This is a genomic window from Aeromicrobium sp. SP1 (assembly GCF_055663785.1).
Window position 1 is genome coordinate 70,254 of the sequence record NZ_JBQVVK010000001.1, and the last position, 16,076, is coordinate 86,329.

Genomic DNA, 16,076 nt, shown 5'->3' on the forward strand with positions numbered 1-16,076 from the left:
TTCCTCAGCAGATGACGCCGCGGGTGCGCAGCTCGGTGGTGTCCTCGGGGGTCAGGCCGAGGTGGTCGAGGATGGCGTCGGTGTCGGCGCCCAGGTCGCGACCGGTGGAGCGGATCGAGCCGGGGGTGGCCGACATCCGCCACATCGGTCCGTGCTGGACCATCGCGCCGAAGTCGGGGTCGTCGACCTCGGTGAGCATCCCGGTCGCGCGGACGTGCGGGTCCTCGACGAGGTCGGCCGCGGTGTAGACGGGGGCGATGGCGGCTCCGGCCTCGGCGAAGGCCTGCTCGACCTCGGCGCGCGTCCGTTCCGCGATCCAGCCGCCGACCATCGCGTCGAGCTCGTCGGCGTGGGCGGCCCGCGTGACGCCGGCGGCGAACCACGGCTCGAGGGTCACCTCGGGGTGCCCGACCAGGTGCATGACGCGCTCGGCGATGGACTGGGCGCTCGTCGAGACCGCCACCCAGGCGTCGTCCTTGGTCCGGTACGTGTTCCGCGGCGCGTTGTTGGTCGAGCGGTTCCCGTGCCGGTGTCCGACCTCACCGGTCAGCGCGTAGGCGCTGGGGCCGGGGCCGACGGCGGTCATGATCGGGGAGAGCAGGTCGAGGTCGATCACCTGGCCGGCGCCACCCTCGCGACCGCCGTGGCGCTCGCGGTCGAACAGCGCCATCGAGATCGCCGACGACGCGGCGATCCCGGCGATCGAGTCGGCGAGGCCGAAGGCCGGCAGCGTCGGCGGTCCGTCGGCCTCACCCGTGAGGTGGGCGAAGCCGCTCATCGCCTCGGCGAGCGTGCCGAAGCCGGCGCGAGCGGAGTAGGGACCCTCCTGCCCGAATCCCGTGACCCGGCAGATGACGAGGCCGGGGTTGAGGGCGTGCAGGACGTCGGGGCCCAGGCCCCACCGCTCGAGCGTGCCGGGGCGGAAGTTCTCCACGACGACGTCGGCCTCGCGGGCGAGGGCCTTGAAGATGTCGGCGCCGTCGGGGTCGGACAGGAGCAGTCCGAGCGCCTGCTTGTTGCGCGAGATCTCCTTCCACCAGATCGGCGTGCCGTCGTGACGCGGCCCGTGGCCACGCATGCCGTCACCGCGCGGGTGCTCGATCTTGATCACGTCGGCGCCGTAGTCGCCGAGGATCTGGCAGGCCAGCGGCCCGGCCAGGATGGTGGAGGCGTCCAGCACGCGGATCCCGTGCAGGGGCCCTTCGGTCATGAGGACGCCCGATCGGCGATCTGGACCATCTCGGCGCGCTCGACGACCTTGACCCGCTCGCGCGGGTGCGCGTCGGCGGCGCCGAGGGCCCGCTCGTGCTCGTCGAGTGCGAGCCAGCCCGCCCACGTCGTGTAGTCGACTCCGCAGCCGTCGAGCCAGGCGACCGCCGCATCACGGGCCGGCTGGGCGGCCGGGGTGAGCGTCGCGGCGTCGGCCAGGAGCATGCCGATCGTCTGCTGGGCGTCCGACTTCGTGTGACCGATCAGGCCGACGGGACCGCGCTTGATCCAGCCCGTGACGTAGACGCCGGGCAGCGGGCCCCCGTCGAGGTCGAGGACGTGTCCGCCGTCGTTGGGGATGACGCCGGCCGCGGCGTCGAAGGGCAGGTCGGCGATGGCGTCGGAGTAGTAGCCGATCGTCCGGTAGACCGCGCCGACGGGCCACTCGACGAACTCGCCGGTGCCGCGGGCGTTGCCCGTGCCGTCGAGCTCGGTCACCTCGGTCCGCAGGGCGACGACCTTGCCGTCCTCGCCGAGGATCTCCTTCGGGTCGTGGCAGAAGTGCAGGTGGATCCGGTGCGGTGCGCCGGAGGGCTCGCTGGCCAGGTACTTGGTGAGCACGTTGACGACGAGCTTCTGCGCCTTGGACTTCTCCAATGCCGCGTAGGAGCCCTCGTCGAACTCGAAGCCCTCGGGATGGACGATCACGTCGATCGAGGGGGAGTGCGAGAGCTCGCGCAGCTCCATCGGCGAGAACTTCACCTGCGCCGGCCCGCGGCGGGCGAAGACGTGCACGTCGGTGGCGCGGTTCGTCGACAGCCCGGCGTGGACGTTGGCGGGGATCTCGGTGGTGAGCAGCTCGTCGGCGGTCTTGGCCAGGATCCGGGCGACGTCGAGGCCGACGTTGCCGACACCGAGCACGGCGACGGAGGTGGCCTCGGGGTCGAAGTCCCACTCGCGCGGGGCCTCGGGGTGGGCGTCGTACCAGGCGACGAAGTCGGCGCCGCCGAAGGAGCCGCGCAGGTCGATGCCGGGGATGTCGAGATCGCGGTCACGGCGGGCGCCGGTCGCGACGACGACGGCGTCGTAGTACGTGCGGAGCTGGTCGAGCTTGATGTCGCGGCCGACCGTGAGGTTGCCGAAGAAGCGGATCGACTCGTTCTCCATCACGCGGTGCAGCGCCTTGATGATCTCCTTGATCCGCGGGTGATCGGGCGCGACGCCGTAGCGGATCAGACCGAACGGCGTGGGGTCGGCGTCGAAGATGTCGATGCTGACGGACTCGAAGAGACCGCCGGTGGATTCGGCCACGTCGGACTTGGTGAGGATGTCCGCGGCATAGATGCCAGCAGGTCCGGCTCCGACGACGGCGACACGAAGTTCTCTCTTCATGAAGCATATATTATCTATTCTTTTCGAAAAGTGGTGAAGAGTTCGCCAGATGACACGCCGCGGGTGCCGGGGCCGCCTCGCAGGGAGGACAATGGGCCCGTGACCCATGTCGTGATCATCGGAGGCGGACCAGGCGGCTACGAGGCAGCGCTCATCGCGCGCAGACTCGGGGCCGACGTCACGATCGTCGATCGCGATGGTCTCGGCGGTTCGACCGTCCTGACCGACTGCGTTCCCAGCAAGACCCTCATCGCCACGTCGGACCTGCTCACGGAGGTGGGCGCGTCGGCCGAGCTCGGCGTCGAGGTCCCGCGGTCGGTGCAGGCCGACCTCGCCGCGGTGAACGCGCGCGTGCTGCGGCTCGCCGCCGCCCAGTCCGACGACATCGCCTCCCGCATGGCGGCGGCCGGCGTCGCGGTGCTGAAGGGCAGCGGACGCATCGTCGACCCGCACACGGTGGTCGCGACGACCGACGACGGCGAGACCACGCTGTCCGCCGACGGCATCCTGGTCGCGACCGGCGCCCACCCGAGGGTCGTGCCCTCCGCGCAGCCGGACGGCGAGCGCATCCTGACGTGGGAGCAGGTCTACGACCTGCGCGAGGTCCCCGAGCACATGATCGTCGTCGGCTCGGGCGTCACGGGCGCCGAGTTCGCCAGCGCCTACAACGGACTGGGCGCCGCCGTCACGCTCGTCTCCAGCCGGTCGCGCGTGCTGCCCGGCGAGGACCCCGATGCCGCGAACCTCATCGAGGACGTCTTCACGCGGCGCGGGATGGATGTCATGGACAACTCGCGCATGGCTTCGGTGGAGCGTCACGGCGACGAGGTGGTGGTGACCCTGACCGACGGCCGCACCGTCACCGGGTCGCACTGCCTGCTCGCGCTCGGGTCGATCCCGAACACGACCGGCATCGGCCTGGAGGCGGCGGGCGTCGCGACCGACGACGGCGGCTTCGTGCCCGTCGACAAGGTCTCGCGCACCAACGTGCCGGGCATCTACGCCGCGGGCGACTGCACGGGCGTGTTCATGCTCGCCTCGGTCGCCGCGCAGCAGGGGCGCATCGCGATGGCCCACCTGCTCGGCGACGCGGTGCACCCGCTCGACCTCGTGAAGGTCTCGAGCAACATCTTCACGTCGCCCGAGATCGCCACGGTCGGCATGAGCCAGCTGCAGATCGAGGAGCAGGGGCTGCTCGTCGACACGGCGATGCTGCCGCTCGCGGCCAACCCCCGGGCCAAGATGCTCGGCGTGCACGACGGATTCGTGAAGCTGTTCGCGCGCCAGGGCGTCGGCACGCTGATCGGCGGCGTGGTCGTCGGGCCGAAGGCGAGCGAGCTCATCCACACCGTCTCGGTCGCGGTGTCCGCGTCGCTCACGGTCGACCACGTGGCCGACGCCTTCACGGTCTACCCGTCGCTGTCCGGGTCGGTCGCCGAGGCCGCCAGGCGGCTGCATCGCCAACTCTGAAGTCCTGCTTGAGATATCGCTCCCCAGCCGTGTAATCACACGCGTGTGGTTTCGCAGGTCAGCCCCGAAACGCTGGAACGCCCCCAAAATCTGTGATCTGATGCGTTTGCTCACAAGAGTCACAGCCGTAACACCGCCCAGAATGGACTTCCCCCATGCATTCCTGGCTGACCCGCTGCAGCATTGGCCTGGCCTCCGGCGCCGTCGCCTGCGCGCTCGTGCTGGTGCCGGCCGCCGCGCAGGCGGCAGGAACCGACGTCGTGACCTCGCCGCCGCCGTCCTCGGCGACCCCGGAGACCGAGCCCGCGACCACCGCCCCCGTCTCACCCGAGGTCGAGGTCGAGCAGACCGCGGTGAAGCCCGATCCGGCCGGCCAGGGCGACGCGAGCGTCAAGCGCACCACCGTCGCGGCCTTCCGGATGGCCGGGGTCACGTGGGACGCCTCGTCCTCCGCTACCGACGTGACGGTCCGCGTCCAGGTCCGCACGCACGGCACGTGGGGTGAGTGGGAGACGCTCGAGCAGGAGGAGAACTTCGACAACGGTCGCCCGGGGACGACGCCGTTGTGGACCGATACTCCCGCCGACGGCATCGCCGTCGACGTGAAGGCCGCCGCGGGCGCCGTCACGGGCGTCAAGGTCACGACGATCGACCCGGGGAAGGGCGAGGTCGTCACGCCGATCAGCAGCGCCGTGTACGACCCGAGCCTGGGCAGCGTCACGACGGCGACCGCGACCTCCGACGGCACGCCCTCGGTCGTCCCGATGCCGACGATCATCACGCGCGCGCAGTGGAAGGCGGGCGCCGGCACGAAGTGCGACACGCCCACGACCCGGCCCAAGGCGCTCGGTGTCGTGATCCACCACACCGCCGGCTCCAACACGGCCTCCAAGGCCGACTCCGCCGCCCTCGTGCGCAGCTACCAGACGTACCACGTCAAGGGTCACGGCTGGTGCGACATCGGCTACAACTTCCTCGTCGACCGCTTCGGCCAGGTCTTCGAGGGCCGCAAGGGCGGCATCACGCACCAGGTCCGCGCCGCGCACTCGGGCGTCGACGCCGTGAACCAGTGGGCCACCGGCATCTCGATGATGGGCAACTTCGACAAGGCCGCTCCGAGCGAGGAGCTCAAGACCGCCGTCGTCAAGCTCGTCGGCTGGCGGCTCAAGTACTTCGGCGCGAACCCGAAGGGCACCTACTCGACCGGCGGCAAGAAGTACCAGGTCATCAACGGCCACCGCGACGTCAAGTCGACCGCGTGCCCGGGCAAGTACGCGTACTCCTGGATCAACGCCGTCGGCGGCCTGCGCGACCGCGTCGCCGTCTACGTCTCGAAGGCCAAGTCCGCCGCCGGCGCGCCGGCTCCCGCGCCCGCACCGACGCCCGCGCCGACCTCGTTCGCGACGCCGACCGGCCTCGCGGTCACGACGTCGACCACGAGCGCGACGGCGACCTGGAAGGCCGTGTCCGGCGCGACCGGCTACCGCGTGGCCGTGCTCCGCCCGGGGACGACGTGGAAGAAGTACTACTCCGTGACGAAGGCGACCACGGCGACGATCGTCGGCCTGGTCCCGAAGGCGACCTACGTGTTCCGCGTCGCCGTCATCAACCCCACGACGAAGGCCCGCCTGAGCGGCTACTCGCCCAAGCCCTACACGACCGTGGCGACGAAGCCCTTCGCCCCGCCCGTGGGCCTCAAGGCGACGAAGGCGACCTCGTCGAGCCTCACGATCGGGTGGACCGCGCAGGCCGGCGCCCCGGGCTACCGGCTCATGATCATCAAGGCCGGCGCGTCGACGGGCAAGAAGTACTACGCGGTGCGCACGAACTCGCTGACGGTCACGGGGCTGACCCCGGGCACGCGGTACCTGTTCCGGGCCGCCGTGATCAACCCGTCGACGGCCGAGCGGCTGAGCGGCTACAGCGGCACGCCGTACCCGACCGCGGCGACCGCCGCGGCCGGCGCGACCGCGACCCCGACCCCGACTCCGGCCCCGACGACCGCGCCGCCGGCGACCGCGAAGAACGCCGTGAGCGTCGCCTCGGGCGGCAAGGTCACGTTCAAGGGGCACGGCTACGGTCACGGCATCGGGATGAGCCAGTACGGCGCCGAGGGCGGTGCCCGGGCCGGCTACAAGTACGACGCGATCCTCAAGAAGTACTACCCCGGCACGACGCTCGGCTCGAAGTCCGCCACGATCCGCGTGCAGATCACGGGCGACACGACGAACTCGGTGTACGTCAGGCCGGCGCGCGGACTGAGGTTCCGCAACCTCGGCACGAACACCGTCGTCACGCTGCCGACCGCGATCGGCAGCCGCAAGCCCACCGCGTGGTCGATCGACAACGCGAAGTCGAACCGCGCGAAGAACTCGCTGCTCTACAAGGCCGGCTCGACCTGGTACACGTACAAGACCGTCTCCGGCAACGCCCAGTTCGAGGGCCCCGCGTCGATCAGCCTCGTGCTGCCCAACGGCAGCACGCGCGCCTACCGTGGCGCACTGCGGTCGGCGAAGCCGTCGTCGGGCTCGACCGCGCGCGACACCGTGAACGTGCTGAGCCTCGAGCAGTACACGCAGGGCGTGGTCGCTCGCGAGATGCCGTCCAGCTGGAGCCTGGAGGCGCTCAAGGCCCAGGCCGTCGCGGCCCGCACCTACGCCTCGCGCTACCTCGGCTCGTCGCGGCAGTACGACATCTGCGACACGACCTCGTGCCAGGTCTACGGCGGCCTGTCCGCCGAGACGAGCCGCTCCAACCAGGCGGTCGCCGGCACGAAGGGCCGGATCCTGACCTACGGCGGCGCGCCGGCGCTCACGCAGTTCTCGAGCTCGTCGGGCGGCTACACGAACCGTGGTTCGTACGCGTACCTCAAGCCCGTGGCAGACCCGTGGGACGGCTGGAGCGGCAACAAGAACCACTCGTGGAGCATCACCGTCACCGCCTCGACGATCCAGAAGAAGTACGCGGCGATCGGCACGCTGAAGTCGATCTCGATCACGAAGCGCAACGGTCTGGGCGACCAGGGCGGCCGGGTCGCGTCGATGACGCTCACGGGCTCGAAGGGCACCAGGACGATCTCGGGCGCGGATGCCCGGTGGGCGTTCGGCCTGCGCTCGGACTGGTTCGGCTTCTGACGATCCTCGATGGGATGATCGGAGCATGCTGAGCCGACGCCTCTGGGTCACGATCGTCACTGCCGCGCTCGCGAACGCCGTCTCGCTGGGCGTCGGGGCGCTGCTGCTCCCGGGCTTCACCCTGAACCTCGGCTGGTGGGTCGCCGCGGTCGTCCTGTTCACGGTGCTGAGCGTCGTGCTGCGGACCATGGCCCTGCGCACGGGCTCGCGCTGGCTGCGCGTCTACACGATCACGGGCGGGCTGGCCCTCACGCTCGTCGCCCTCGCCCTGACCGACTGGATCGTGCCGCACGAGGGCTTCGACATCGACGGCTGGGTCTCGTGGATCGTCGTGACGCTCATCGTCTGGGCAGCGGGCGTCGCCTTCGGCGAGGTCGACCACCACGCCCCCGACGCCACCCCCGGCGTCTCCCCCGAGGACCGCGCCGCGACCCAGGGCGACTGAGCGCCCGCCGTGGTGTCGGTTTACCACGGTCCCTTGGTTCGTTGTCTCGCCCCGTGGTGAACTCACCGAGGGCGGAGAGGGTTTACCACGGTCCCACGGCAAACCGTGCGTGGTCTGGGTGGAGCGGGTCCCAAGTCCGTCCGCCCTCGGTGTACCCACTCCTCCCGCGGTGAGTTCACCGAGGGAGGAGCCGAACAACCAAGGCACCGTGGTAAACCGACGGCCCCACACGGCCGAGGGACGACGAAGGCTCCGCAGCGGTGCTGCGGGGCCTTCGTGCGGGGTGAGGCTCAGGCGTCCTTGATGTCGCAGAGCACGGCGCCGGCGCCAACGGTCTCGCCGACGGCGGCGGCCAGACCGGTGATCGTGCCGGCCTTGTGCGCGTTGATCGGCTGCTCCATCTTCATGGCCTCGATCACGACGACGAGATCGCCCTCGGCGACCTCCTGGCCGTCCTCGACCGCGAGCTTGACGACGGTGCCCTGCATGGGCGAGGTGAGCGAGTCGCCCGAGGCGGCGGCACCGGCGGCCTTGCCGCCCTTGCGCTTGGTCTTCTTCGCGCCACCGGCAGCGGCAGCGGAGGCGCCCAGGCCGCCGGGCAAGACGACCTCGACGCGCTTGCCGCCGACCTCGACGGTGATCCGCTCACGCTCGCCGGGCTCGTCAGTCTCGGCGAAGCCCTGGTACGGCTCGAGCTGGTTGTCGTAGTCGGTCTCGATCCACGTCGTGTAGACGTCGAACGAGCCACCGGAGGCGTTGTACGCGGGGTCGTCGAGGACCGAGCGGTGGAACGGGATGACGGTCGGCATGCCGTCGACGACGAACTCGTCGAGGGCGCGACGCGAGCGCTCGATCGCCTGCTCGCGGGTGGCGCCGGTGACGATCAGCTTGGCGACGAGGGAGTCGAACGAGCCGGGGACGGTCTCGCCCTCCTCGTAGCCGGAGTCGACGCGCACGCCCGGGCCCGACGGCGGCTCCCACTTCGTGAGGGTGCCGGGCGCGGGCAGGAAGCCGCGGCCGCCGTCCTCGGCATTGATGCGGAACTCGATCGAGTGGCCGCGCAGCGCGGGGTCGTCGTAGCCGAGCTCCTCGCCGGCGGCGATGCGGAACATCTCGCGGACGAGGTCGACACCGGCGACCTCCTCGGAGACCGGGTGCTCGACCTGCAGGCGGGTGTTGACCTCGAGGAAGCTGATCGTGCCGTCGATGCCCACGAGGAACTCGCACGTGCCGGCGCCGACGTAGCCGGCCTCCCTCAGGATCGCCTTCGACGAGGAGTAGAGCCGCTCGATCTGGTCGTCGGACAGGAACGGCGCGGGCGCCTCCTCGACGAGCTTCTGGTGGCGACGCTGCAGCGAGCAGTCGCGCGTGGAGACCACGACGACGTTGCCGTGCTGGTCGGCCAGGCACTGGGTCTCGACGTGGCGCGGCTTCAGCAGGAACTTCTCGACGAGGCACTCGCCGCGACCGAACGCCGTGACCGCCTCGCGGACGGCCGAGTCGTACAGCTCGGGGATCTCCTCGAGCGTCGTGGCGACCTTGAGGCCACGACCACCGCCGCCGAAGACGGCCTTGATCGCGACGGGCAGACCGTTCTCCTTGGCGAACGCGACGATCTCGTCGGCGTCCTTGACGGCGTCCTTCAGGCCCGGCGCGAGCGGGGCACCGGCGGCCAGGGCGATCTGCTTGGCCTTGGCCTTGTCGCCCAGCGCGTCGATCGCGGCCGGCGGCGGGCCGATCCAGATCAGCCCGGCGTCGATCACGGCCTGGGCGAACCCGGCGTTCTCGGACAGGAAGCCGTAGCCGGGGTGCACGCTGTCGGCACCGGCGCGCGCGGCGACCGCGAGGATCTTCTGCACGTCGAGGTAGGAGTCGCCCGGGGTCGAACCCTCCAGCGAGTAGGCCTCGTCGGCCAGCCGGACGAACAGTGCATCCCGGTCGGGCTCGGCGTAGACCGCCACGCTGGCGATGCCGGCGTCCTTCGCGGCGCGGATGACGCGCACGGCGATCTCGCCACGATTGGCGATCAGGACCTTCTGCAGGGGCTTGCTCACAACAACGACTCCTCGCGTCCGATTGCTCTCGCGAGTCTAGGGGAGCCGTTCGCGGACCCATGCGCCGCCCTCGCAACGCCGCCACCCATCCCGAGGTTAATGGGTGTTAACCTGTCGGCATGGACTTCGAGCTGTCGCGTGACCACGAGGACTTCAGGCAGACCGTGCGGGCGTTCGCGGCCGAGCGCATCGCGCCGCACGTCGCGCAGTGGGACAAGGACCACCACTTCCCGGTGGACGTGGTGCGCGAGATGGGCGACCTCGGACTGTTCGGCCTCACGGCGCCGGAGGAGTTCGGCGGGGCGGGAGGCGACTTCACGAGCCTGTGCGTCGCGATCGAGGAGCTCGGCCGGGTCGACCAGTCGATGGGGATCACGCTCGAGGCCGGGGTGGGCCTGGGCATCAACCCGATCCAGACGTTCGGCACGCCCGAGCAGAAGCAGGCCTGGCTGCCCGACCTGGTCGCCGGCCGCGCACTCGCCGGCTTCGGCCTCACCGAGCCGGGTGCCGGATCCGACGCCGGGGCGACCGCCACGAAGGCGGTCCTCGACGGCGACGAGTGGGTCGTCGACGGCGCGAAGCAGTTCATCACGAACTCCGGCAGCGAGATCACGTCGCTCGTCACGGTGACCGCCCGCACCGGCACGCGAGCCGACGGCCGTCCCGAGATCTCCGCGATCATGATGCCGGCCGGAACTCCCGGGTTCGTCGCCGAGCCTGCCTACGACAAGCTCGGCTGGCACATCAGCGACACCCATCCGCTGACCTTCACCGGTGCGCGGGTTCCTGCCGACCACCTGCTCGGCGAGCGGGGCCGCGGCTACGCCCAGTTCCTCGCCACCCTCGACGACGGCCGGGTCGCGATCTCGGCGCTCGCCCTCGGCCTGATCGAGGCCTGCCTGGCCGAGAGCCTGAAGTACGCGAACGAGCGGCAGACGTTCGGCGGTCCGATCGGTCGCAAGCAGGGGGTCGCGTTCCAGCTCGCCGACCTCAAGGTGATGGCCGACGCGTCACGCATGCTGACCTACCGCGCCGCCGCGATGAAGGACGCCGGCGTCACCGGCGCCGCCTTCAAGCAGGCGGCGTCCGTCGCGAAGCTCTACACGTCCGAGGCCGCCGTGACGGCGACCCGCGTGGCCACGCAGGTGTTCGGCGGCTACGGCTTCATGGAGGAGTATCCCGTCGCGCGGTTCTACCGCGACGCGAAGATCCTCGAGATCGGGGAGGGCACGAGCGAGGTCCAGCGCATGCTCATCGCGCGCTCGCTCGGGCTGCCGGTGGAGTAGCCGGTCAGAGGGCCGTCATCTGACGGCAGGGCAGCGGCACGTGGCGCGGGACGGCGCCCTGACCGAAGTCCACCTGGGCCGACGTCGTGCCCTGGACGCTGAGGACACGGCCGACGCCGAACGTGTCGTGACTGACCCGCGAACCGACCTCGTAGACCTCGTCCACGATCTGCGGGGGGACGGGAAACGGGCTGCTCGCGAAGGTGCGTCGCGGACGCGATGTGCTGGCCATGATGACTCCATTGTCCCACGCATCTCCACATCCCGTGGACACGCCGATTCCATCCGCTAGGGTGCAGCTTCCGCACGTCGGTCGTCTCGGGAAGGTTTGCCGATGTTCTCGTTGTTCCTGCTCGTCGTCCTCGTACTCGGGGTCGTGGCGGCCATCGTCGTCGCCGGACGCCTGCGTGCCTCCGGAAAGCCGTCCGCCCCGGCGACGTGGACAGCCGTCGGTCTGGGGGTCCTCACGCTCCTCGTGGCGGTGCTGTCGATGACCGCGATCGTGCCCACCCGGGAGATCGGCGTCGTGACGTCGTTCGGCCGCCCGATCAAGGTGCTGTCCAACGGCCTGCATCTCAAGGCGCCGTGGCAGGAGGTCAACAAGCTCGACGGGACGATCCAGACCGACAACTTCACCGGCGAGGACCAGGCGATCGACGTCCGCATCGGCAACGGCTCGACGGCCGGGGTCGACGCCACGATCCGCTGGCGGATCAAGCTGGACGCCGGCAAGGAGCTGTACCAGGACTACCGGCAGATGGAGAACATCCGCGACTCGCTGGTCACGCGTGAGCTCAAGGCCGCCCTCAACGAGGTGCTCGGCGACTACGACCCGCTCGCGTCGGTCAAGGCGGGGGTGAGTGACGACGGCACCACGACCTCCGCCGGCATCGACCTCAACGCGTACTCGCAGCAGGTCCAGGAGGCGCTGGCGCGGCGCGTGGGCGAGGACGTCGAGGTGCTGAGCGTGATCCTGCCGATCATCCGCTTCGACTCCCAGACGCAGGAGAAGATCAACGCCTACCAGGCCGAGGTCGCGAACACCCGGATCGCCCAACAGCGCGAGGCGACCGCCGCGGCCCAGGCGCAGGCGAACAAGAACCTGGCCGGGTCGGTCTCGAAGGACCCGAACGTGCTCGTGAGCAAGTGCCTCGACGCCCTCGAGGAGATGGTCAAGTCGGACCAGCAGGTGCCGATCGGCTTCTCGTGCTGGCCGAACGGCTCGGGCACGAGCGTCGTCCTGCCGCAGGCCAGCGCCGCGAAGGGCTGACCTGAGCGCTGGCAGTGACGTTCGAGGGCACTTTTCGCCAGGAACTGCCCTCGAACGTCACTGCCAGCGGCTCACCGGGCCCACAGGTCGGGCCAGGCCAGGCCGAGGTCGCGCACGAGTTCGCGCACGACCGGCACGCTGACGCCGACGACGTTGTGGTGGTCGCCGTCGATCCGGGTGATGAACGCGGCGCCGAGGCCGTCGATCGTGAACGCGCCGGCCACCTGCAGCGGCTCACCGCTCGCGACGTAGGCGTCGATCTCGGCGTCGTCGAGCAGCGCGAAGTGCACGCGGGTGGCGGCGTGGCGCACGACCTCGTCGTCGCCCAGTCGCAGGCAGTGACCCGTGTGCAGCACCCCGGCGTTGCCGCGCATCGCGTGCCAGCGCGCGCGAGCCACCTCGGGATCGTGCGGCTTGCCCAGGACCTGTCCGTCGAACTCCAGGACGGAGTCGCATCCCAGCACGAGCGCGTCACGCTGGTCGACCGCGACCGCCCGACACTTCAACCGCGCCAGCTCGACCACGAGGTCGGCCGGGGAGTCCGCGACGACCCCGTCCTCGTCGACGCCGGACACCACGACCTCGGGATCGAGCCCCGCCGAGCGCAAGGTGGCGAGTCGGGCGGGGGACTGGGAGGCCAGGACGAGTCTCATCGGTTCTCGCCTTCGTCGGGAGGCGGGTCGCCGTGGATCGCGGGCTCGGCAGTGAGCTCCGGGTCGGCGAGGACGGCCTCGATGAGGGCCCGGGTGCCGCCGATGCACAACCATGAGGGGTCGACGTCCGAGGCGATGAACCAGGCCCTGTCCGCCGGCCACGTGATCGCCGCTGGCGGCAGTTCGCTAGGCAGGCCGGCCGGCATCTGCCTCTGGCCCCAGATGCCGACATCGGACAACGGGCCGTGGAACATCAGGTAGGCCCGCACGCCGCGCAGGTCGGCCTTGGGCCCCCTGACGATCCCGGCATCGAACGCCGGAGGCAGCTTGGTGGGATACGACTCCGAGATCGGTGGGCTCTGACCGCCACGCGACGGACCCGAGTCATGGCCCGCCACGACGAAGGACACGCGGCCGCCGCCCAGATCGCCCCAGCCGTCCCAGAGCCCGAAGTACGCCGACTCGGGGGTGGTGGTGTGCACGGCGGCGAGACGGACGACGTACTCCATGATCTCGTCCTCGCGGAAGAGTGCCACGTCCTCGACGTCGAGCCACACTGTCGCGTAGGCCTCGAACCCCGGCGGTCCCTGGCGGGCGAGTACGCCCCACGGCACGTCGGCGTCGACGAACCAGTCCGCAGCGCCCACGTCGCTCAGGTGCTGCAGGGTCATGCGCCGATCCTGCCACGATCGAGCGGACGTCAGGAGGGGCGGTGCAGGTCGAACCGCTCGCCGAGACCGAAGTACGCGGTGGGTCCGCCGGCGCGCAGGACGGGGTCGGCCGCGGCGGTGTCCCAGACCCCGTCCGCGAGGAACTCCGTCGACAGGTGCACGCCGACGACCTCGCCGAGCACGAGGGTCGCGGGGGTCGGCTCGCCCGCGGCGGACGTCAGCGGCACCGTGCGGATGAGCCGGCACTCCATCGACGCGGGCGACTCACCGACGCGCGGCGCCCCGACGACGGAGCCCGGCACGGCAGTCAGTCCGGCCACACCGAACTCGTCCACGTCGGCGCGCGTCGACGTGGCGTTCATGCGCTCGAGCAGGGTCCGGGTCACGAGGTTCCACGTGAACTCGCCGGTCGCCTCGACGTTCGCGAGGCTGTCGCGCGAGCCCACGCTCGAGAAGCCGATGATCGGCGGCACGTAGTTGAACGCGTTGAAGAAGGAGTACGGCGCGAGATTGGCCACGCCGTCGGCAGAGCGCGTGCCCATCCAGCCGATCGGACGCGGCGCGACCACCGCGTTGAAGGGATCGTGCGCCAGGCCGTGCCCGCGGGCCGGCTCGTAGAAGTGGAAGTCCGTCACCAGGCCGACGCGCGCCACTGCCCGGGACCGACCCGGTGCGGCCCGCGGTGCTGGCGGACGGGGTGACCCCACTCGCTGCGCGGCTTCGGCGCCTCCGCCGGAGCGGCGGCCGCCTGCCGAGCGGCGACGACCGCGACGAGCGCGGCCAGCTCCTCGGGAGTCGGGTCACCCTTGACGACCCGCAGCAGCGGGGCTGCGGGCGCCGGGGTCTCCTCGTTCTCACTCACAGCGGGATGTTCCCGTGCTTCTTCGGCGGCAGGGACTCGCGCTTGTTGGCCAGCAGCCGCAGCGCCTTGACGACCTCGGCGCGGGTCTGGCTCGGCTTGATGACCCCGTCGATGTAGCCGCGCTCGGCCGCGATGTACGGGTTGCAGAGCGTGTCCTCGTACTCGGTCATCAGCTCGGCGCGCAGGGCGTCCGGGTCCTCGGCGGCGGCGATCTCGCGGCGGTAGAGGATGTTGACCGCGCCGGACGCGCCGACGACGGCGATCTGTCCGGTGGGCCACGACAGGTTCACGTCGGCACCGAGGTGCTTGGAGCCCATGACGTCGTACGCGCCGCCGTAGGCCTTGCGCGTGATGATCGTGACGAGCGGGACGGTGGCCTCGGCGTAGGCGTAGATCAGCTTGGCGCCACGGCGGATGATGCCGTTCCACTCCTGGTCGGTGCCGGGCAGGAAGCCGGGCACGTCGACGAACGTCAGCACCGGGATGTTGAACGCGTCGCACGTGCGGACGAACCGCGCGGCCTTCTCCGAGGCGTCGATGTCCAGGCAGCCGGCGAACTGCATCGGCTGGTTCGCGACGACGCCGACGCTGCGACCCTCGACGCGGCCGAAGCCGATCACGAGGTTCGGGGCGAACAGCGGCTGGACCTCGAGGAAGTCCTGGTCGTCGACGATCGCCTCGATCACGGTGCGGATGTCGTACGGCTGGTTCGCCGAGTCCGGGATCAGCGTGTCGAGCGACAGATCGAGGTCGCTGACCTCCAGATCGGCCTCCTCGGGCCAGCGCTCGGGCTCCTCGAGGTTGTTCTGCGGCAGGTAGGAGATGAGCGCCTTGACGTACTCGAGGGCGTCCTCCTCGTCGGCTGCGAGGTAGTGGGCGTTGCCGCTCTTGGTGTTGTGGGTGCGACCGCCGCCGAGCTCCTCCATCGTGACGTCCTCGCCGGTGACCGTCTTGATGATGTCCGGTCCGGTGATGAACATGCCCGACGTGCCGTCGACCATGATCGTGAAGTCGGTGACGGCGGGGGAGTAGACGTGGCCGCCGGCGCAGTTGCCCATGATGAGGCTGATCTGCGGGATGACGCCCGAGGCGTGCACGTTGCGGCGGAAGATCTCGCCGTACAGGCCGAGCGAGACGACGCCCTCCTGGATGCGCGCGCCGGCGCCCTCGTTGATGCCGATGATGGGGCAGCCGGACTTGATCGCCAGGTCCATGACCTTGGTGATCTTCTCGCCGTAGACCTCGCCGAGGCTGCCGCCGAAGATGCTGAAGTCCTGGCTGAAGACGCACACCTGGCGGCCGTCGATCGTGCCGTAGCCGGTGATCACGCCGTCGCCGAGCGGACGGTTCTTGTCGAGTCCGAAGGCGGTCGCACGGTGGCGGGCCAGCGCGTCCAGCTCGACGAACGAGCCCTCGTCCAGCAGGTGCTCGATGCGCTCGCGGGCGCTCTGGCGGTCCCGCTTGTGCTGCTTCTCCGCGGCCCGCTCGGCCACGTCGACGGTGGCCTCGTGGTGACGGCGCTCGTACTCGGCGAGCTTGCCGGCCGTGGTGTGGAGGTCGGGGCGCTCCTCCAGCGGGGTGTCGGGCAGGGCGTCGGTCATGGCAGACACCATAGCCGGGGCCCGATCGG

Annotated in this window: 14 protein-coding genes; 5 read left to right on the forward strand and 9 right to left on the reverse strand. The window is 70.6% G+C overall.

Annotated features, from left to right (window positions below):
* Nucleotides 1-4 precede the first annotated feature (4 nt).
* Complete coding sequence (locus ACT26F_RS00315; RefSeq protein ID WP_471668474.1) at nt 5-1,210, reverse strand: CaiB/BaiF CoA transferase family protein; 1,206 nt, start codon at nt 1,208-1,210, stop codon at nt 5-7.
* Entirely contained in the window at nt 1,207-2,601 is a 1,395-nt protein-coding gene (locus ACT26F_RS00320; RefSeq protein ID WP_471668475.1) for an FAD-dependent oxidoreductase, read from the reverse strand. Before ACT26F_RS00320 ends, ACT26F_RS00315 begins: the two co-directional genes overlap by 4 nt.
* Before the next feature lie 99 nt (nt 2,602-2,700).
* Here ACT26F_RS00320 and ACT26F_RS00325 point away from each other — a divergent pair, with 99 nt between their 5' ends.
* From ACT26F_RS00325 to ACT26F_RS00335, 3 genes are all read left to right on the forward strand, one after another.
* Nucleotides 2,701-4,071: an NAD(P)H-quinone dehydrogenase gene (locus ACT26F_RS00325; RefSeq protein ID WP_471668476.1), complete on the forward strand. Its 1,371-nt coding sequence runs from the start codon at nt 2,701-2,703 to the stop codon at nt 4,069-4,071.
* 155 nt (nt 4,072-4,226) lie between these two features.
* Complete coding sequence (locus tag ACT26F_RS00330) at nt 4,227-7,205, forward strand: SpoIID/LytB domain-containing protein (protein WP_471668477.1); 2,979 nt, start codon at nt 4,227-4,229, stop codon at nt 7,203-7,205.
* A 25-nt stretch (nt 7,206-7,230) separates the two neighbouring features.
* The gene (locus ACT26F_RS00335) at nt 7,231-7,650 is read left to right on the forward strand and encodes a hypothetical protein (RefSeq protein WP_471668478.1); all 420 of its coding nucleotides are present in this window, start codon (nt 7,231-7,233) and stop codon (nt 7,648-7,650) included.
* A gap of 290 nt (nt 7,651-7,940) precedes the next feature.
* Here the strand turns inward: ACT26F_RS00335 and ACT26F_RS00340 are convergent, their stop codons facing one another.
* Complete coding sequence (locus ACT26F_RS00340; protein ID WP_471668479.1) at nt 7,941-9,704, reverse strand: acetyl/propionyl/methylcrotonyl-CoA carboxylase subunit alpha; 1,764 nt, start codon at nt 9,702-9,704, stop codon at nt 7,941-7,943.
* Between the two features lie 119 nt (nt 9,705-9,823).
* Here ACT26F_RS00340 and ACT26F_RS00345 point away from each other — a divergent pair, with 119 nt between their 5' ends.
* The gene (locus tag ACT26F_RS00345) at nt 9,824-10,990 is read left to right on the forward strand and encodes an acyl-CoA dehydrogenase family protein (RefSeq protein ID WP_471668480.1); all 1,167 of its coding nucleotides are present in this window, start codon (nt 9,824-9,826) and stop codon (nt 10,988-10,990) included.
* Nucleotides 10,991-10,994: 4 nt separating this feature from the next.
* Here the strand turns inward: ACT26F_RS00345 and ACT26F_RS00350 are convergent, their stop codons facing one another.
* Nucleotides 10,995-11,222 carry a hypothetical protein gene (locus tag ACT26F_RS00350; RefSeq protein WP_471668481.1) on the reverse strand — a complete coding sequence of 76 codons (228 nt, stop codon included), beginning with the start codon at nt 11,220-11,222 and terminating at the stop codon, nt 10,995-10,997.
* A gap of 102 nt (nt 11,223-11,324) precedes the next feature.
* On the opposite strand from ACT26F_RS00350, the gene ACT26F_RS00355 reads away from it, so the two are divergent.
* Nucleotides 11,325-12,260 carry an SPFH domain-containing protein gene (locus tag ACT26F_RS00355; protein WP_471668482.1) on the forward strand — a complete coding sequence of 312 codons (936 nt, stop codon included), beginning with the start codon at nt 11,325-11,327 and terminating at the stop codon, nt 12,258-12,260.
* A gap of 71 nt (nt 12,261-12,331) precedes the next feature.
* Here ACT26F_RS00355 and ACT26F_RS00360 read toward each other — a convergent pair whose 3' ends face one another.
* From ACT26F_RS00360 to ACT26F_RS00380, 5 genes are read right to left on the reverse strand one after another with little or no spacing between them, the layout of a single operon-like run.
* Nucleotides 12,332-12,913: a Maf family protein gene (locus ACT26F_RS00360; RefSeq protein WP_471668483.1), complete on the reverse strand. Its 582-nt coding sequence runs from the start codon at nt 12,911-12,913 to the stop codon at nt 12,332-12,334.
* Nucleotides 12,910-13,584: a hypothetical protein gene (locus ACT26F_RS00365; protein WP_471668484.1), complete on the reverse strand. Its 675-nt coding sequence runs from the start codon at nt 13,582-13,584 to the stop codon at nt 12,910-12,912. Before ACT26F_RS00365 ends, ACT26F_RS00360 begins: the two co-directional genes overlap by 4 nt.
* Before the next feature lie 29 nt (nt 13,585-13,613).
* Nucleotides 13,614-14,219 carry a flavin reductase family protein gene (locus ACT26F_RS00370; RefSeq protein ID WP_471668485.1) on the reverse strand — a complete coding sequence of 202 codons (606 nt, stop codon included), beginning with the start codon at nt 14,217-14,219 and terminating at the stop codon, nt 13,614-13,616.
* Nucleotides 14,216-14,446, reverse strand: a complete 231-nt coding sequence (locus ACT26F_RS00375; RefSeq protein WP_471668486.1) for an acyl-CoA carboxylase epsilon subunit — start codon at nt 14,444-14,446, stop codon at nt 14,216-14,218. Before ACT26F_RS00375 ends, ACT26F_RS00370 begins: the two co-directional genes overlap by 4 nt.
* Nucleotides 14,443-16,047 carry an acyl-CoA carboxylase subunit beta gene (locus ACT26F_RS00380; RefSeq protein WP_471668487.1) on the reverse strand — a complete coding sequence of 535 codons (1,605 nt, stop codon included), beginning with the start codon at nt 16,045-16,047 and terminating at the stop codon, nt 14,443-14,445. Before ACT26F_RS00380 ends, ACT26F_RS00375 begins: the two co-directional genes overlap by 4 nt.
* Nucleotides 16,048-16,076 lie beyond the last annotated feature (29 nt).